Origin of the sequence: Massiliimicrobium timonense (genome assembly GCF_042850985.1) — a bacterium.
GTDB lineage: Bacteria > Bacillota_I > Bacilli_A > Erysipelotrichales > Coprobacillaceae > Allocoprobacillus.
On record NZ_AP031415.1, the window covers coordinates 1,072,753 to 1,088,117 of the forward strand.

At 29.3% G+C, this 15,365-nt stretch carries 21 protein-coding genes and 2 tRNA genes; 13 read left to right on the plus strand and 10 right to left on the minus strand.

Features of this window, described 5'->3' with window-relative positions; all coding sequences use genetic code 11:
* Window positions 1-495: 495 nt before the first annotated feature.
* The 5 genes from ACGHJ8_RS05525 to ACGHJ8_RS05545 all read right to left on the minus strand — a co-directional run bounded on the left by ACGHJ8_RS05525 (window position 496) and on the right by ACGHJ8_RS05545 (window position 3,675).
* Complete coding sequence (locus tag ACGHJ8_RS05525) at window positions 496-1,743, minus strand: hypothetical protein (protein WP_390542151.1); 1,248 nt, start codon at window positions 1,741-1,743, stop codon at window positions 496-498.
* Window positions 1,744-1,745: 2 nt separating this feature from the next.
* The gene (locus ACGHJ8_RS05530) at window positions 1,746-2,447 is read right to left on the minus strand and encodes a LytR/AlgR family response regulator transcription factor (RefSeq protein ID WP_390542153.1); all 702 of its coding nucleotides are present in this window, start codon (window positions 2,445-2,447) and stop codon (window positions 1,746-1,748) included.
* A gap of 61 nt (window positions 2,448-2,508) precedes the next feature.
* The gene (locus ACGHJ8_RS05535) at window positions 2,509-3,147 is read right to left on the minus strand and encodes an accessory gene regulator B family protein (protein WP_390542155.1); all 639 of its coding nucleotides are present in this window, start codon (window positions 3,145-3,147) and stop codon (window positions 2,509-2,511) included.
* Window positions 3,080-3,376: a helix-turn-helix domain-containing protein gene (locus tag ACGHJ8_RS05540; RefSeq protein WP_390542157.1), complete on the minus strand. Its 297-nt coding sequence runs from the start codon at window positions 3,374-3,376 to the stop codon at window positions 3,080-3,082. The genes ACGHJ8_RS05535 and ACGHJ8_RS05540 overlap by 68 nt, the downstream gene beginning before the upstream one ends.
* On the minus strand, window positions 3,376-3,675 hold the full coding sequence (locus ACGHJ8_RS05545) for a helix-turn-helix domain-containing protein (RefSeq protein ID WP_390542159.1): 300 nt from the start codon (window positions 3,673-3,675) through the stop codon (window positions 3,376-3,378). The genes ACGHJ8_RS05540 and ACGHJ8_RS05545 overlap by 1 nt, the downstream gene beginning before the upstream one ends.
* Before the next feature lie 234 nt (window positions 3,676-3,909).
* Here ACGHJ8_RS05545 and ACGHJ8_RS05550 point away from each other — a divergent pair, with 234 nt between their 5' ends.
* Window positions 3,910-4,062, plus strand: a complete 153-nt coding sequence (locus ACGHJ8_RS05550) for a cyclic lactone autoinducer peptide (protein ID WP_390542161.1) — start codon at window positions 3,910-3,912, stop codon at window positions 4,060-4,062.
* 286 nt (window positions 4,063-4,348) lie between these two features.
* Here ACGHJ8_RS05550 and ACGHJ8_RS05555 read toward each other — a convergent pair whose 3' ends face one another.
* From ACGHJ8_RS05555 to ACGHJ8_RS05565, 3 genes are all read right to left on the minus strand, one after another.
* Entirely contained in the window at window positions 4,349-4,870 is a 522-nt protein-coding gene (locus ACGHJ8_RS05555; RefSeq protein ID WP_205088952.1) for a GNAT family N-acetyltransferase, read from the minus strand.
* On the minus strand, window positions 4,870-5,175 hold the full coding sequence (locus ACGHJ8_RS05560; protein WP_087358201.1) for a hypothetical protein: 306 nt from the start codon (window positions 5,173-5,175) through the stop codon (window positions 4,870-4,872). The genes ACGHJ8_RS05555 and ACGHJ8_RS05560 overlap by 1 nt, the downstream gene beginning before the upstream one ends.
* A gap of 89 nt (window positions 5,176-5,264) precedes the next feature.
* The gene (locus ACGHJ8_RS05565; protein WP_087358200.1) at window positions 5,265-5,630 is read right to left on the minus strand and encodes a hypothetical protein; all 366 of its coding nucleotides are present in this window, start codon (window positions 5,628-5,630) and stop codon (window positions 5,265-5,267) included.
* 99 nt (window positions 5,631-5,729) lie between these two features.
* On the opposite strand from ACGHJ8_RS05565, the gene ACGHJ8_RS05570 reads away from it, so the two are divergent.
* Window positions 5,730-5,805, plus strand: a tRNA-Glu gene (locus ACGHJ8_RS05570).
* 3 nt (window positions 5,806-5,808) lie between these two features.
* Window positions 5,809-5,882: transfer RNA gene (locus ACGHJ8_RS05575), tRNA-Trp, on the plus strand.
* A gap of 64 nt (window positions 5,883-5,946) precedes the next feature.
* Here ACGHJ8_RS05575 and ACGHJ8_RS05580 read toward each other — a convergent pair.
* The gene (locus ACGHJ8_RS05580) at window positions 5,947-6,300 is read right to left on the minus strand and encodes a hypothetical protein (RefSeq protein WP_390542164.1); all 354 of its coding nucleotides are present in this window, start codon (window positions 6,298-6,300) and stop codon (window positions 5,947-5,949) included.
* 140 nt (window positions 6,301-6,440) lie between these two features.
* Here ACGHJ8_RS05580 and ACGHJ8_RS05585 point away from each other — a divergent pair, with 140 nt between their 5' ends.
* A complete protein-coding gene (locus ACGHJ8_RS05585; RefSeq protein ID WP_390542166.1) occupies window positions 6,441-6,815 on the plus strand; it encodes a DUF3795 domain-containing protein in 375 nt (124 codons plus the stop codon).
* Between the two features lie 18 nt (window positions 6,816-6,833).
* Here the strand turns inward: ACGHJ8_RS05585 and ACGHJ8_RS05590 are convergent, their stop codons facing one another.
* Window positions 6,834-7,673, minus strand: coding sequence for a MerR family transcriptional regulator (locus ACGHJ8_RS05590; protein ID WP_390542168.1), 840 nt, complete (start codon window positions 7,671-7,673; stop codon window positions 6,834-6,836).
* A gap of 237 nt (window positions 7,674-7,910) precedes the next feature.
* On the opposite strand from ACGHJ8_RS05590, the gene ACGHJ8_RS05595 reads away from it, so the two are divergent.
* The 9 genes from ACGHJ8_RS05595 (at window position 7,911) to ACGHJ8_RS05635 (ending at window position 15,325) form a co-directional block, all read left to right on the plus strand.
* Window positions 7,911-8,375 (plus strand): tyrosine-protein phosphatase, encoded by a 465-nt coding sequence (locus ACGHJ8_RS05595; RefSeq protein ID WP_390542170.1) that lies wholly within the window; start codon window positions 7,911-7,913, stop codon window positions 8,373-8,375.
* A 199-nt stretch (window positions 8,376-8,574) separates the two neighbouring features.
* Window positions 8,575-8,850, plus strand: a complete 276-nt coding sequence (locus tag ACGHJ8_RS05600; protein WP_087358195.1) for an HPr family phosphocarrier protein — start codon at window positions 8,575-8,577, stop codon at window positions 8,848-8,850.
* 106 nt (window positions 8,851-8,956) lie between these two features.
* Window positions 8,957-11,257, plus strand: coding sequence for an anaerobic ribonucleoside triphosphate reductase (locus tag ACGHJ8_RS05605; protein WP_211964888.1), 2,301 nt, complete (start codon window positions 8,957-8,959; stop codon window positions 11,255-11,257).
* Complete coding sequence (gene nrdG / locus ACGHJ8_RS05610; RefSeq protein WP_211964887.1) at window positions 11,238-11,768, plus strand: anaerobic ribonucleoside-triphosphate reductase activating protein; 531 nt, start codon at window positions 11,238-11,240, stop codon at window positions 11,766-11,768. Before ACGHJ8_RS05605 ends, nrdG begins: the two co-directional genes overlap by 20 nt.
* Before the next feature lie 65 nt (window positions 11,769-11,833).
* A complete protein-coding gene (locus ACGHJ8_RS05615; RefSeq protein WP_087358192.1) occupies window positions 11,834-12,619 on the plus strand; it encodes a Cof-type HAD-IIB family hydrolase in 786 nt (261 codons plus the stop codon).
* The gene (locus ACGHJ8_RS05620; protein ID WP_390542173.1) at window positions 12,616-12,858 is read left to right on the plus strand and encodes a hypothetical protein; all 243 of its coding nucleotides are present in this window, start codon (window positions 12,616-12,618) and stop codon (window positions 12,856-12,858) included. Before ACGHJ8_RS05615 ends, ACGHJ8_RS05620 begins: the two co-directional genes overlap by 4 nt.
* 12 nt (window positions 12,859-12,870) lie before the next feature.
* A complete protein-coding gene (locus ACGHJ8_RS05625; RefSeq protein ID WP_390542175.1) occupies window positions 12,871-13,857 on the plus strand; it encodes a dipeptidase in 987 nt (328 codons plus the stop codon).
* 257 nt (window positions 13,858-14,114) lie between these two features.
* On the plus strand, window positions 14,115-14,504 hold the full coding sequence (locus ACGHJ8_RS05630; protein ID WP_211964884.1) for a hypothetical protein: 390 nt from the start codon (window positions 14,115-14,117) through the stop codon (window positions 14,502-14,504).
* Entirely contained in the window at window positions 14,501-15,325 is an 825-nt protein-coding gene (locus tag ACGHJ8_RS05635; protein ID WP_211964883.1) for a MurR/RpiR family transcriptional regulator, read from the plus strand. The genes ACGHJ8_RS05630 and ACGHJ8_RS05635 overlap by 4 nt, the downstream gene beginning before the upstream one ends.
* Window positions 15,326-15,365: the final 40 nt, after the last annotated feature.

A 15,365-nucleotide genomic window follows, 5' to 3' on the forward strand; every position in this document is an offset into this window, starting at 1 on the left:
TCCCATCGATATTCAGTTTTTGTAGTGTCATAAGAGGCAGAACATCTTTCACATGTTTGGTACTGCGTTACTGTTCTTTTTTGTTCATGATCCAAGCCGTATACTTGATGAGTACATCTTCTTGTATCTCCTGTATAACGCCATGCTGAATATTTAGTTCCAGATGGTCTGAAGACGCCTTCGCAACTACAAAGTGCAGCTCTAGGTTGAACAACTTCTGTAGAAGTTGCAGATACATGAGTTAATGTTGATGATAATGGTATAATCATACAAGAAGCGATTATAAAATATTTAATTTTTTTTTACATATTCAATTTCCTTATTATGTAGATATCTATTATAATGTTTTCCTTTCTATGATTTTTAGTTAACTAAAGTTTTTAATGAAATATATTTCTTGTATATATGATATAATTTTATAAGAAAATATTCAATATCAGTTGTATGAAATGCAGTTTCTTTGTACAAGAGGGAATAGAGTATCTAAAAATATTATTATTTAGCAACGTCTAAAAAACATATAATAATGCTCATACAATTATTTTTTGTGACTTTTACAGATATATTACAATTTTGAATATTATACAAAATGTTTTGTAAATCCAATTTTAGATTTTTTTGGTTATCTGCTAATTTCATGCCACTAGATTTTATTAGACAAGAAATAATAATTTGATTTCCAATTTTTTGAGATTTAATAATAACATTTCGTTCTTTAGGAGGTACAGATTGACTTAACATAATTCCATAATCAAGTAGCTTGGAAAATAATTCTACCTGTAATTCTATATCAATAAATGAAAAATCATTGTATTTTATTGTGCTTATAAAATTAATTCTATTTTCTTGTAATTCTTCCATTTTAGCATTTACAGTATAATTTAAAGCAAGTGAATTTGTGTATATAAAATTAAATCTCTTAAATGTGTTATCAATTAACAGATTTAATTCTTTTTTTAATTTTTCCATATCATTATTATCAAGATAATTTTGTATTTTAGTACACTTGTGAATTAAATCATGCAAGAAATCAAAATTAGTGCTGTAATGATTTTTTAAAAGTTCATATTTTGTTTTGATATTATTTTCTCTATATAGGGATACTTTTAAATCAGAAGATATTTTACTTGCTTTCATAGATAAAAAGAATATTGTTAAAATTGAGAAGTTAGATAAGAGTATACATCCAAATATTAATAACATTGTTCCTGTGTTGTCTATAAGTTCATAATATCCATTTAAAGTTGCAAGAATAAATATTGTAATCAATGGAAAAATAAAAATAAATATACAATAAACAGGAAAAGAATTTAATTGCAAATATTTAATAAACTTAACAAACAAATAAGAAAACAATAACAATAATATTACTGAAATTATCAATCCGAAATTGTAAATTAAAGAATTAGGACTTGTAAAATGATTAGTTCCAAAAAAGTAGTTCAAAATAACACTTATAATTAGTTCTGATAATAAACTAAATGTATAGAAAGGAATAATTGCACATAGCATATTAAACAAGTTTGTTTTAAACTGTAGTAATATATATATTAGATAGAGGATAAAAATGATTAATGATTTTTGTTGTGATGCACCATTTATATTAATATAACAAATTATTGCAAATACTGTTAAGAAAATAAATTTATCTATATTTTTTTTGAAATCTTTACTTTCTAAAAGTGTATTACAAATATAATGTAAAGAAATAAGATTAAAAAAGTTAGCTATCATGATATTCATAACTAAATTACCTCATGTAAATTATCTTCATATTTTTCAAAAAAATCAGCTTTAAAATGTCTAGATAAGGGAATGATATCATCATTTAACATGACGATATCATTTTTTGTTAAAGCACTTATATAGTTAAGGTTAACTAAAAATGATTTATGTGGCTGAGAAAAAGCAGCGTTTTGAGTGATTTGAATCCAGTGTTTTAATGGATAATTAGTTTGAATGTTTTTTCCATTAGTAAAATGAATAATTGTTTTTCTGTCATAAAATTCAAAATATAAAATGTTTTTAAAGTAAATTTTATTTTTCGATAATTTTATATCATTAAATCCTAAAAGGTCACTATGATATTTATGAATAATATAAGTCATTTCTATATCGAACTCAGATTGGTCAATGGGTTTGATAAAATACCTTTCAGCATTAATCTTATATCCATCAATAGCATATTTCATGTAATGTGTTGTGATAATTATCATGCAGTCCGTTTTCATTTTTGTAATTTTTAGGCCAATATCAATTCCATTTTCATTAGATAGTTCGATATCTAAGAATAATAAATTATAATTATTAATTAATGAAAATAATTCATCTTGTGTTTGACAATATGTGATTGTATATTCTTCACTTAATTTACTAAAAAAATTTTTTATACAATTTTCTAATTGCTTAACATCATCAATATTATCATCATAAATAAGTATTTTCATGAATTTCCCTCCCCAAATCTTATTTCTATTTTAAAACAATCTATCCAAAAATTCAAAAGAATCACTCATTATATATGTGTATGAAAAATTTTTTAAAACCTGATAAGCAGATACTTAATGCTGATATTAATTCAATAAAACAAATTAACTGAAATAATAATTGCATATTAGTTACATAGAAAAGTAATAGGAAAAATGAATATATTACTAGGATTATTAAAGATAAACGTTTATAAAAGTTTTTCTCACTGTTTGATAGACGTTTTTCTTCACAATCTACTGGCACGAAAACAAAAAATAGTATAAAATTTATAACTATGATAAGTACACTAAAGTAAATATTAATTGGTATATATCTACTTACAAGAGGAGCAAGTAGAGTTACAATAATTGATAATATGATGCAGTGGTATGGATTTTTTAAATGAAAACCTCCTATATTTTTTCTAAGAGGGATATAAAAAATAATAAATATGATTGATTCAATAAATGTATTAAAAAATGTTGAAATTGGAATGATAATTAATAGATAAATAAAATATGAATGAAAAAGTGCAAATCCATATTCAAAAACATCCTGTTCTATATTAATATTGTTATTTACTAGATAATTATAAATTTTATTTTTCATTTTATTTCTCCAAATTTTTTTCTTCAAAATATTTAATAAGGTTGTGCAATATTTTATATGCTTGATCATCTATTCCAAATAAGGAAAGTGTTAAATGATAATCATCTTTTAGCAAACAATCTGTAGAAAATCCAGTGATAATTGACATTGTTTTTATATTTTCTATCGATGCCTTTGAAATGCCTATTTCCCAATTATATAAACTTGTCCTACTAATATTGAGTTTTTTCGCTAAGTTGGCTGAATTCATATTTAAAAATTCTGTTTTTATTAATTTTATTTTATCTGCAAAATCCATTAATCGTTCTCCTCATTATATTTTTTTAATAACATAGCAAGATTATAAACTGCTTTTTGTTGTTCCAATGTTAATTTGTCTAATCTCAATTCTTCTCTTGATTCTCCAAAAAGAATCATTTCAGTTGTACATTCTAAAATGTTGGATAATCTTAATAAAGATGGTGGATCAATAGTTCGTAGACCACTTTCCCACATAGAAATTGTTGTAGAATCTTTGTGTATTAATGTAGCTAGTTCTGTAATTGATAAGTTCTTATTGAGTCTTGCTTGTTTTAGACCGTTATTAATATTGTTCATGAAATTACTCTCCTTAATTTATATGTATATAAATTAGTATATTTATCTTTAAATGTTTTGTAATTTACAAAAAATGTTAAAAATGTATATCACTTAACATTATTGATGAAATATGTTCTTATATATGATATTTGTTTAAGAAAAAGTGTATTTTATACGTTTTTGATGCATATTATTTTTATACTATTAAAGTATTATTTACATAATGTTACAATGATTACGAGGTGAAAACATATGATATATAATATGAAAAAAGTCATTTTAGAGTTCTTTGCACTCATATTAACATTTCTTGCAATAGTAGGTGTTAACAGTGCATGTAATATTGTTTATGGACAGCCTAAAGAGCCAAAAACATTGGAACGATATAAAAAAACAAAATACTAATAAAAAGAAAAACAGAAATAAATTGCAACTATGGCAAATTTTATTTTTCTGTTTTTTAATATGAGAGAATTTGCAATTTTATAATGAAAATATAAAATGATTAGAAGGCAGATTTTAACGAAAACGTAAAGTATAAATATGAATTAGTGATGTGTAAGAGCTTTGGTTATCTTGAATATAAATAACTGATAAAAAAATAGTTTTTAACATAATACTTTTGAACAAATAGAATAGTCAAAGAATGCTTAGAAAATCATAGAAAAAAGCTGAACGAATTCATATATCGTTACAGCTTTTTTGTAGAAATGAATGTGGATGGAAAGAGTTCATAAAAGATGGCTGAATGCATCTGTCCTTGTGGATCTTGCCAATAGTCATGTTGAATATCATAAATTTGAAAACCGAGTGTTTCATAAACATGTTGGGCACGTTTGTTAGAAAGATCAGTGCTTAAAATGATACGTTTATATCCTTTAGAAAATAAATATGATATAAGAAGTTTTAAAGCTTGTTTTCCTAAACCGTGATTTTGTAGATTCAAAACACAAATTTTAATACCAATTTCTACACAATGAGAACCATGAGAAAAATAGCACATTTCACCAATGGGTTGATGTTGATATTCAATGATGAGTCTTTTTTTATTATCAGTTATTAATTGTTGTATAACTTCTTCAACAGAAGTGTGAATACCATGAGGAAAACCAGCATGTGCCATGATTTTTCCATCATTCCACCAAGTTGTTAAAAGTGTGGCATCGTGTTGAGTTGCCCTGCGAATAAGAATATCTTTGTTGCTTATTTGCATTATTGACTATCCTCAAAGCGTTTCATTAATTCTTGTGCCTGTGCGTATTGATGATAAGGGACATAAAAATGATAGTTTTCAAGATATGGTCCTACTTTTAATGATAAGCCACTTCCCATCTCTTGAATACATTCATAAACAATATGATGTTGTTCCAGTGTTTCTTTAATTGCTTCACACCAGATAGCTGATTGAGTAATCAAAAAACAATAATCATCATCATGAACTTCTCTTAAGGCTGCTGAGTGGCAATAAGGACATCTTTCTTGATTGGTTAGATGATAACAATTTTCACAATAGTTCATAAATCTATATCTCCTTTTCATCATTATAACATATATAAAGATAGAAAATAAAAAAATCATCTTTGCTAAGAAAAGATGATCAATCCTATTTATTTTTTTCTTCTTCTATTTTTTCTTGATGATAAAAGTCCTTCTGTTTTTTCCCTATAATTCATAAAAGAACCTAAATCATAAACATCATAACCTTGTTTCATAAGTTTTCTACATGCTTTTTCACTAAAAACTTTATTGACAGCATAAAAATAATATTTCATGTTCTGATCAGGATAAGTTTCTTTAAACTTATCTAATAAACGAAATGGAAAACATTGAGCATCAGCAATATGTAAATCATCATAATCTTTAATCTCATCTAAACATATAATTGTGATTTGTTCAGGATGTTTTAAATAACGACGATAACCTTCATTAATATCTAAACTTTTAATTATTTCTTTCTTTTTAAAACCAAACATTTTATTTCCTCCAATACTTATCTATAATATCACTATTTCTTTCTTTTTTCTATTGCTTTTCTATATTTTATGTGTTATTATAACCAAGCAGTAACAATTGGCCTGTTGGAGAAACGGTTAACTCACATGCCTTTCACGCATGCATTCACGGGTTCGAATCCCGTACAGGTCACCAAATAGGGGTGTGGTTCAATGGTAGAGCATCGGTCTCCAAAACCGTGGACGCGGGTTCGATTCCTGCCACCCCTGCCATTCAAAAGTGAGTCGAGTCATCGACTTTTTTTCTTTATATCGTTTGCAGGGAAACCTGCTTTTTTTATTTTATGATATATTTTTTCTTTAATTTCTTATCCAATACTATATAAACAATAGAAGATATTATCAAACCTATAATCAATGATAAAATCCATAAAAAAGTCCAATTTATATAAAGGCCATAAAACATAATTTCCATGAAAAAGAGAAGAACACAAAAGAAATAGTTTAAATTTTTTGTATCTTCTTTCCAATATTTTTCTTTATCAATTGGATTTAATGTTTCATAAAATTCATATCCATTATCCCATTCTCTTACTATTTGAAGATGTGAATTTTTGATTTTATTTGTGAAAAACCAAAAGATAAAATAGATTAGATGAACACTAATGATGACAAAAATAATATTTTCCATATTGATTCTCCTTTATAAAAATACAATAATGTATTATAGGCTACATTATTATATAATGAAGTCAGTTCCATAACAAGAATATGTCGTTTAAATAATCTAAGATAAAATGTGAGTTAATGATTTGAAGGAGGTAGTATTCCATGACGACTAAAGGATTTGGATATTGTGGTTTAGCTTGTGATTACTGTCAAGATAATCAGGAGTGCGTGGGCTGTCAACAAGGTGGGTGTCCAGAAAAGGAAACATGTAAGAATTATCAATGTTGTACAACTCAAAATTATCAATATTGTTTTAAATGCCCTGATTTTCCATGTGAAGATAGTCTTTTACATAAGCTAAGAATTAGAACATTCTGTTACTATATCCAACAATATGGGGAAGATGAACTTGCAAGAAAATTAAAAGAAAATAGTGATAAAGGAATCCAATATCACTATAAAAATCAACATGTTGGTGATTATGATGCATTTGATACAGAAGAAGAAATTATTCGGTTTATTCAAAGTGGGGGTTAAATAATGAATAATTCCATATTATTTTTTGAAAAGTTTTTGAATAAGATTCCAACCAAGTGAATCTTTTTTCTTTGGTTCACTTTTTTGACAATAGCTTAAAAATGATTTGCGTGGATTATCAAGATGATATTGTTTTGCCCAATCTTTAAAATGAAGATTGATATAATTATTTAACACAACAGGATCTCTTTTCTCATGATAAAGTGTCACTAAGTGAAGGGGATCATTGATAAGAATATGGTTGTTCATAAAATAATCAAACATATCACAAACCAGATTATTATTAAGAATAGAAAATGAATAGGTGTCTTTTGTTGTAAGAATATCTAAATCAATAAAATATTGAAAATACATACCAGCCATCCCAAATGCACCAGCACCTGCATGGAGAATGCCATTGGTACTATACATAGAAATTTGAATTTCTTTGATGTCTGATAATTCAATAAGAATTTCATTATATTGGATATATCCATCATTGCAATAGAGTGTATCATAGCCTTTCCATTGGTCAATATCTTGCTTATAAAAGGATATCTTGACTTCCCTTCTTTTGATATAATCATGAATTCTTTGATTAAGTTCTTCCAACTTTTTTTGTGAATCATGAATAAAATCTTGTTTTTGCTGTAAAGCCTCTCTTATAGATAATTGATCATTTAAAATCAGTTTGATTTCATCAATAGAGATTTCCATAGAACGTAATAATAAAATGAGTTTTAAAATATCAATGTCTTTCTGTGTATAATCACGATAACGATTATTTAAACGTTGTGGGAGGATAAGTCCTTCTTTTTCATAATAAATGAGTGCCTGTTTTGTGACACCAAGCATATCTTCAACTTCATGTGTTTTCATGTTTTTTCTTCCTTTCTTAGCTATATCTTACACTATATGCTAAGAATACAGTCAAGCATTATTTGAAAAATAGTTAATTATTATGTTTTTAATAATTAAGTTATGACAGACTAGTTCTACCATATAATTCTTGATGAGTACACTTTGTTTCATGTTTTTATTTTGTTTTGATATATGTTAAGATAAAAGTAATATAAAAACTATGAAAGACTTCACTAGACAAAGGAGAATTGTTTTATGACATCTTTATTACAGAATACGTATAATACACGTTATCTATTATCACATGATATACCATTGATAAGAAGTGATGTTCCCATGAAAATGACAGAAGATGAAAAACAGTGGCTTATTCATCAAAATATCTATACCATTTTTGATTTGCGTAGTGAAAAAGAATGTTCTATGTTGCCAAGTGCTTTTGAAGGAGATTCAAGGTTTATGTTATATCACACACCTATAACAGGAGCCAATACGATTCCTAGTACCCCAGAAGAAGTGAGTACTTCTTATATGTCTATGGTTGATTCTACAATGATCAATATTATTTATCAAATATGTCATGCTTCTTTAGGCGTTTTTTATTTTTGCTCAGCAGGAAAAGATCGTACAGGTGTGGTATCTGCTTTACTTTTGCTTTGTCTAGGTGTCAGTCATCAACAAATTATTGAAGATTATATGAAATCAAAAGAAAATCTGTAATTGTTATTGGAAGATTATGCTCGAAATTCAAATGTTTCTATTGATGTGATCATGCCAAGAGAAGAATATATGGAGTGCTTTTTAAATAGTCAGAAAATCAAGAATATAGTCAATAAATTTTTAAAATGAAAGTTATATTTTTTTAAATTTTCCATATCTTTATGTTATAATATAAATATAGGTAAAGGAGGAATCATATATGGCTCAAAATTTAAAATTTACGGTTACAGATCCAGTTGGACTTTATGCAACTCCTACGACAGAATTAGTGAATACTGTCAAACAGTTTTATTGTCATGTGACATTAAATTATGGAAATAAAAGTGTTAATTTGAAAAGTATGATGGGGGTTTTATCTTTAGGAATTCCAACCAAAGCTCAAATAGAAATTGTGACTGAGGGAGAAGATGAAAAGAAAGCCATTGAAGTGATTAAAGATAAAATCAATGAATTAGGAATTTCTACAATTGAATAAGGTGATAAGGTATTCTATGAAGGATACCTTTTTTATTGGGGTAATCATACAAATAATTTGAGAATCATTGTTAGATATGAGATACTTATAAAAAGGAGGTTGTTTCATGATTCAATATATTAGAAAAAGAGATGGACGAATGGATCAATTCGATGTTAATAAAATTGCAGGAGCCATTTATAAGGCTTTTCAGGCTACAGAAGCAAAATATGGATTGGATGCAGCTATTGACTTGGCTCATGTTGTAGAACATAAATTAGAAGAACGTCATACTGAATTACCTACAGTGGAATTGGTACAAGATACGGTAGAAGAAACCTTAATTGAAAAAGGTTATGTACGTATTGCGAAAGCTTATATTTTGTATCGTGCTGAGCGCACACGTTCAAGAGATCGTAAATCACGCTTGATGAAAACATTAGAAGAAATTACTTTTCAAGATGCTAAGGATAGTGACTTGAAACGAGAAAATGCGAATGTGAATGCTGATGCTCCAATGGGGACAATGTTGAAATATGGTGCAGAAGCAGCTAAACAGTTTAATGAAATGTTTGTCCTGAATCCTTTACATAGTGCCGCTCATCGTTCTGGTGACATTCATATTCATGATATGGATTTTTTAACCCTAACAACAACATGTACACAAATTGATATTATAGATTTGTTTCATGGTGGTTTTTCAACGGGTCATGGTGTTTTACGTGAGCCTAATAGTATTACGACTTATTCAGCTTTGACATGTATTGCGATTCAATCAAATCAAAATGATCAACATGGTGGACAGGCGATTGTCAATTTTGATTATGGGATGGCTGAAGGTGTGAAAAAGTCTTATGTGAAATGGTATTTGAAAGCTATCAAAGGAGCTTTGAAATTATTGATTGATAATCAGGATGAACTTATACAAGAGTTACAATCTTTATCTGTTCAACCATCTTTAAGTGATGAAAGTTATTTTGAAGTTGAAAAAGATATTTTTTGTAAGCATGGAATCACTTTAGATGTTGTAGAACGTATACAAAAGTATGCCAGAGAACAGGCTTATCAAGATACGAATCAAGAAACTTATCAGGCAATGGAAGCCTTGATTCATAATTTAAATACAATGAATTCTCGTGCGGGAGCACAAGTGCCTTTTAGCTCATTGAATTATGGAATGGATACATCTGTTGAAGGGCGTATGGCTATTCGTAATGTTTTACTGGCAACGGAAGCAGGATTAGGTCATGGAGAAACACCAATCTTTCCGATTCAGATTTTTAGAGTCAAAGAAGGTATTAATTATCAAAAAGGGGAACCTAACTATGATTTATTCCAGTTAGCTTGTCGTGTTTCAGCCAAAAGACTCTTTCCTAATTTTTCATTTGTGGATGCTTCGTTTAATAAACAGTATTATAAAGGAACACCTGAAACAGAAATTGCCTATATGGGATGTCGTACGCGTGTAATGGGAAATGTCTATGATCCCACACGTGAAATCTCACCAAGACGAGGAAATTTGAGCTTTACTTCTATTAATTTACCACGACTTGCCATTAAGTCAAAAGGTGATATTGATGAATTTTTTATAAAACTTGATCAATTGATTGATTTGTGTATTGATCAGTTATTAGAAAGATTTGAAATACAATGTAAACGTAAAGTCATGAATTATCCATTTTTAATGGGACAGGGTGTCTGGCTGGATTCTGAAAAATTAAAACCAACCGATGAAGTCAGAGAAGTTTTAAAACATGGAACATTAACAATTGGTTTTATTGGTTTAGCTGAAACATTAAAATCACTGATTGGTTATCATCATGGAGAAAGTGAAAAAGCTCAAATTCTTGGTTTGCAGATTGTTGCCCATATGCGCCGTCGTGTAGATGAAGCAGCTCAAAAATATCATTTGAATTTTTCTTTAATTGCGACTCCAGCCGAAGGATTATCTGGACGTTTTGTCAAATTAGATAGAAAGATTTATGGGAAAATTGAAGGAGTGACGGATCGTGAATATTATACAAATAGTTTTCATGTTCCCGTATATTATCCTATCAGTGCTTTTGAAAAGATTAAGATTGAAGGACCTTATCATGCTTTAACAAATGGTGGACATATCAGCTATATTGAAATGGATGGAGATCCTACCAAAAATTTACCAGCTTTTGAAAAAATAGTCAGAGCGATGCATGATGCCAATATGGGTTATGGAGCTATAAATCATCCTGTTGATCGTGATCCGGTCTGTGGCTATAATGGAATTATTAATGATGTCTGTCCAAAATGTGGACGTCATGAAACACCATATGAAGGTTTTGAAAGAATTCGTCGTATTACGGGTTATTTAGTTGGAACATTGGAACGTTTTAATGACGCTAAAAAAGCTGAAGAAAAGGATCGTGTCAAACATGACATCAACAAAGATTAGATTATATGGTGTTGTGAATGATTCTATTGTAGATGGACCGGGATTACGCTATACTATCTTTACACAAGGATGTCCACATCATTGTCAAGGTTGCCATAATCCTGAAAGCTGGGATGAAAATGGAGGCTATTTAGAAGATATTGATCATATTATAGCGGATATCATGAAAAATCCACTTTTAGATGGGATCACTCTCTCTGGTGGAGAACCTTTTCTTCAATGTCAACCTTTAATTGCTTTATTAAATCAGATAAAAAAGCAGACACATTTACATATCATGATTTATAGTGGTTATACTTATGAAGAAATTTTTACATTAGGCAAAGAAGCTATTGAGCTCCTTTGTCTATGTGATACTTTAGTCGATGGACGTTTTGTTTTATCTTTAAGAAGTTTAGAATTAATTTATAAAGGTTCATCTAATCAAAGAATCATTGATGTTCAAAAGAGTTTACAATATCATTGTCTTTATGAACAGAAAGTGAATGAATATGGAGAGTTTGTTGATTAAACAAATTCTTTTCTTTATCTATAAGTTTATTTTCGATATAATATAAAAAGTAAAGGAGGGAAACGATGAAGCCTTTATTATGTTTTGATGTTGATGGAACATTAAGGGATAATGTCAACCATCAAGTGTGTTTATCTACCCAAAAAACACTGCAATTATTAAAGAAAAAAGGTTATCATATGATTATTTCTTCAGGACGTGGGTTAGATTCATTAACAAAAACAGGACTCATGGATATGTTTGAATGGGATGGTTTTGTCTGTAATAATGGACAGCGTGTTTTAGATGCCAACAAACATGAAATCTTTCATGCTTTGATGGATCCTCAGGCTGTTTTAGATGTTTTAGATATTGCTGAAAAATATCATTATGCAGTGACTTTAAAATCAACGCAACGTGTCATTACCAAAGAACCCGATGCTTATGTATTGCAGACACAACAATATTTTCAAAATCAGATTCCACCAGTAGGAACTTATCATGGACAGGATGTTGAAGCAATGATTGTTTATGGACCACTGGGATATGATTATGCCCCTTTTCAAAAAGTCAAAGGTGTTCATGTTTTACCGGGAGAATCAACTTATGCGGATATAACCATTGCCGGATTGTCTAAAGCCACTGGAATTCAAAAATTAATGCATTTATTGAATTTGGATGAATATATTGCTTTTGGAGATTCGTTAAATGATGTTGATATGTTTCAACACGCCAGTCAAAGTGTTGCGATGGGACAGGGTAATGAACAGTTGAAATCAATAGCAACATTCATTACAAAACCGATTGATGAAGATGGTATTTATTATGCTTGTCTTCAACTAGGATTGATTGAGGAAGGAGAATATGAATGACAAAAGAAGAAGCAATTCAAAAAGCTCATGCTATGAGTGCTTATATAGAAAGTGAACAGGCTGATGAAAAGACTCATGATTTTGATGATCTCTGGCAAAGTCTTTATGATATATGCCAACTGGCAACTTACGGGATTGTGGAATTAACACAGGAAGAAATTAATGAAGCAATCAACTGGCTTAAAGATACGCAAATGCTGACAAAGCAGTATCAGGAAACAGAAATTTATTTTTCATAAGGAGGACGTTATATGAAAGTTGTTGATATGCATTGTGATACTATTTCAGCTATCCATCTTCAACAAAAAGACGGACAGTCTATTTCTTTAAAGCATAATGATTTGCATCTGAGTCTAGAGAAAATGCAAAAAGGTAATTATTTATTACAGAATTTTGCGATGTTTACACCATTAAATATGAATGATGATGCCTGGCAATATGCTCATGATCTGATTGATACATTTTATCATGAAGTTAATCAATATCCAGATTTAATAGGTGTTGTGAAAAACTATCAGGATATTCAAGACAATATCCAAAAACAGCGTATGAGTGCTTTATTGACATTAGAAGAAGGAGCTGTTGTACGTAACCAGATTCAGCATCTCCAGCACTATTATGATTTAGGTGTGCGTATGATTACATTAACATGGAACTTTTCAAATGGAATAGGTTATCCTAATTTTTCTATGGATGATCCTAATCATGGATATCATACATGTGATAATGTTCATGGTTTGACAGAGTTTGGAAAAGCTTATGTTCAAGAATGTGAACGTTTAGGCATCATCATTGATGTTTCTCATTTGAGTGATGCAGGATTTGAAGATGTGTTCCGATACACAACCAAACCTTTTGTTGCCTCACATTCTAATGCCCGTCAGGTTTGCCCTCATGCTCGTAATTTAACGGATGAAATGATTTTAAAATTAGCCAGTTGTGGTGGAGTCATGGGAATCAATTATGCGGCGGATTTTTTACATGAAAATAATGAAGAACATGCTGTATCAAAGATTGAAGATATTGTCAAACATATTCTTTATATTAAAAATCTGGCAGGTATTGATTGTATTGGATTAGGAAGTGATTTTGATGGTATTCCACCTTATCTGGAATTGCAGAACGCTTCTTATTTGCCATTGTTAGAAAAAGCTTTAAAAGAGGTAGGATTATCAACTGAAGATATTGAAAAGATTTTTTATAAGAATGTCTTAAGAGTTTATCAAAATGTTTTATGATAAGAAAAAGCAGATGGGTGGGAGCCTCATCTGCTTTTTTGATATCAGTTTGGGAAAGGATATCATGAAGTAGTCAAAATTTGAAGGGAAAACAAATTATTTCTGACTACATACACACTATAACAAATGATTTTGTTTAAAATTTCATGTAATTGTCAAAAAATATGTGATAGAAAAAAAGATGAAGAAATTGGTCTATATTTCCTTTAAGATTTTATGTTATAATCATATAAAGTCGAAAAATGGAGGGTGCATGGATGATGAAAAAGTGGGGATTAGCACTCATATGTGCATTATTGTTGATGGGATGTCATCCTCGTCAATCTGTTGTTGAAAATGAAATCACTTCATTTACAAAACAAGATGTTTATCAATATCAGGATTTGTTATTGTTTATTGATAAGAAAGCTTTTCAACAAGATGGTTTTTCTTTTCAAATTGAACTCAATGGTGTAGGAATAGGGGATTTTGCTGTTTTTACAGATCAGTCACATCATCAGGCAACATGTATCCTTTCATCACAAAAAGATTGTCAACTGACATTTACATTTGAGGAAGATTGTGTTATTGTCAAAGCAACAAAAGAAGATGATTTTTTAGGTGCTGATTTATCAGGACATTATGTATTACAGGAGGCGTTATTGTGAAGAATTTGTTCTATAGGCTGATTATTTTTTTGGATACTGCACAAGAAAACGATACAAATTATAATATTGCATGGTTTATGGCCAATAATTTTTATCGTATAGCGAATATGCGTATTAGTGAGCTGGCTGCTGAATGTTTTGTATCACCAGCGACCATCTCACGTTTTTGTCGTGCCTTAGGGTATGAAAACTTTGCTCATTTAAAACAGGAGTGTTATACTTTTCATTCGCATGATAAAAAATTCAACAATTTAATTAATATCCCTTTAGAAACAATGAAAGATCATCCTCAGTTGGCAACTCAGCAATATATTCAACAAGTGATTCAATATATTTCTGATTTACCTGAATTTCTTGATTGGAATGAAGTGGATGCGATTTTAAAATTGATTCATGATAGTGATTCTGTGGCTTTTTTTGGAACGCAGTTCTCACAAAGTGCAGCCTTGCATTTACAGACAGATTTATTAATGCTGGAAAAATTCACAATGGCTTATATGGATTCATCTCGCCAGTTAGAATGTGCCAAACAATTAACGCCAAATAGTGTCGCCATTATTATGACGGTCAATGGTTATTTTACCAACAGTCATTCTAAGCTTCTACAATATCTTAAAAAATCCGGTTGTCAGGTTGTTTTAATCACGTGCCATCCTCATCTGGATTTAAAAATACCTGTTCATCATCAACTGGTTTTAGGACGTTCTAAAAATCGAAAGACGGGAAAACATAGTTTATTGACAGCAGTTGAATTAATGTCATTAAGATATTATTGTTTATATTATCCATCACTTCAAGAATTAAAGGGACATCTTCTTTAATTCTTTTTTTCTTGTGATAGTTTTGAAAATTATATATAAT

Bases quoted from the DNA above. Each gene is read 5' to 3' on its own strand.
- ACGHJ8_RS05525 (WP_390542151.1), bottom strand. From the start codon at position 1,743: ATGAATATCATGATAGCTAACTTTTTTAATCTTATTTCTTTACATTAT.
- ACGHJ8_RS05530 (WP_390542153.1), bottom strand. From the start codon at position 2,447: ATGAAAATACTTATTTATGATGATAATATTGATGATGTTAAGCAATTA.
- ACGHJ8_RS05535 (WP_390542155.1), bottom strand. From the start codon at position 3,147: ATGATCAAGCATATAAAATATTGCACAACCTTATTAAATATTTTGAAG.
- ACGHJ8_RS05540 (WP_390542157.1), bottom strand. From the start codon at position 3,376: ATGGATTTTGCAGATAAAATAAAATTAATAAAAACAGAATTTTTAAAT.
- ACGHJ8_RS05545 (WP_390542159.1), bottom strand. From the start codon at position 3,675: ATGAACAATATTAATAACGGTCTAAAACAAGCAAGACTCAATAAGAAC.
- ACGHJ8_RS05550 (WP_390542161.1), top strand. From the start codon at position 3,910: ATGATATATAATATGAAAAAAGTCATTTTAGAGTTCTTTGCACTCATA.
- ACGHJ8_RS05555 (WP_205088952.1), bottom strand. From the start codon at position 4,870: ATGCAAATAAGCAACAAAGATATTCTTATTCGCAGGGCAACTCAACAC.
- ACGHJ8_RS05560 (WP_087358201.1), bottom strand. From the start codon at position 5,175: ATGAACTATTGTGAAAATTGTTATCATCTAACCAATCAAGAAAGATGT.
- ACGHJ8_RS05565 (WP_087358200.1), bottom strand. From the start codon at position 5,630: ATGTTTGGTTTTAAAAAGAAAGAAATAATTAAAAGTTTAGATATTAAT.
- ACGHJ8_RS05580 (WP_390542164.1), bottom strand. From the start codon at position 6,300: ATGGAAAATATTATTTTTGTCATCATTAGTGTTCATCTAATCTATTTT.
- ACGHJ8_RS05585 (WP_390542166.1), top strand. From the start codon at position 6,441: ATGACGACTAAAGGATTTGGATATTGTGGTTTAGCTTGTGATTACTGT.
- ACGHJ8_RS05590 (WP_390542168.1), bottom strand. From the start codon at position 7,673: ATGAAAACACATGAAGTTGAAGATATGCTTGGTGTCACAAAACAGGCA.
- ACGHJ8_RS05595 (WP_390542170.1), top strand. From the start codon at position 7,911: ATGACATCTTTATTACAGAATACGTATAATACACGTTATCTATTATCA.
- ACGHJ8_RS05600 (WP_087358195.1), top strand. From the start codon at position 8,575: ATGGCTCAAAATTTAAAATTTACGGTTACAGATCCAGTTGGACTTTAT.
- ACGHJ8_RS05605 (WP_211964888.1), top strand. From the start codon at position 8,957: ATGATTCAATATATTAGAAAAAGAGATGGACGAATGGATCAATTCGAT.
- nrdG (WP_211964887.1), top strand. From the start codon at position 11,238: ATGACATCAACAAAGATTAGATTATATGGTGTTGTGAATGATTCTATT.
- ACGHJ8_RS05615 (WP_087358192.1), top strand. From the start codon at position 11,834: ATGAAGCCTTTATTATGTTTTGATGTTGATGGAACATTAAGGGATAAT.
- ACGHJ8_RS05620 (WP_390542173.1), top strand. From the start codon at position 12,616: ATGACAAAAGAAGAAGCAATTCAAAAAGCTCATGCTATGAGTGCTTAT.
- ACGHJ8_RS05625 (WP_390542175.1), top strand. From the start codon at position 12,871: ATGAAAGTTGTTGATATGCATTGTGATACTATTTCAGCTATCCATCTT.
- ACGHJ8_RS05630 (WP_211964884.1), top strand. From the start codon at position 14,115: ATGATGAAAAAGTGGGGATTAGCACTCATATGTGCATTATTGTTGATG.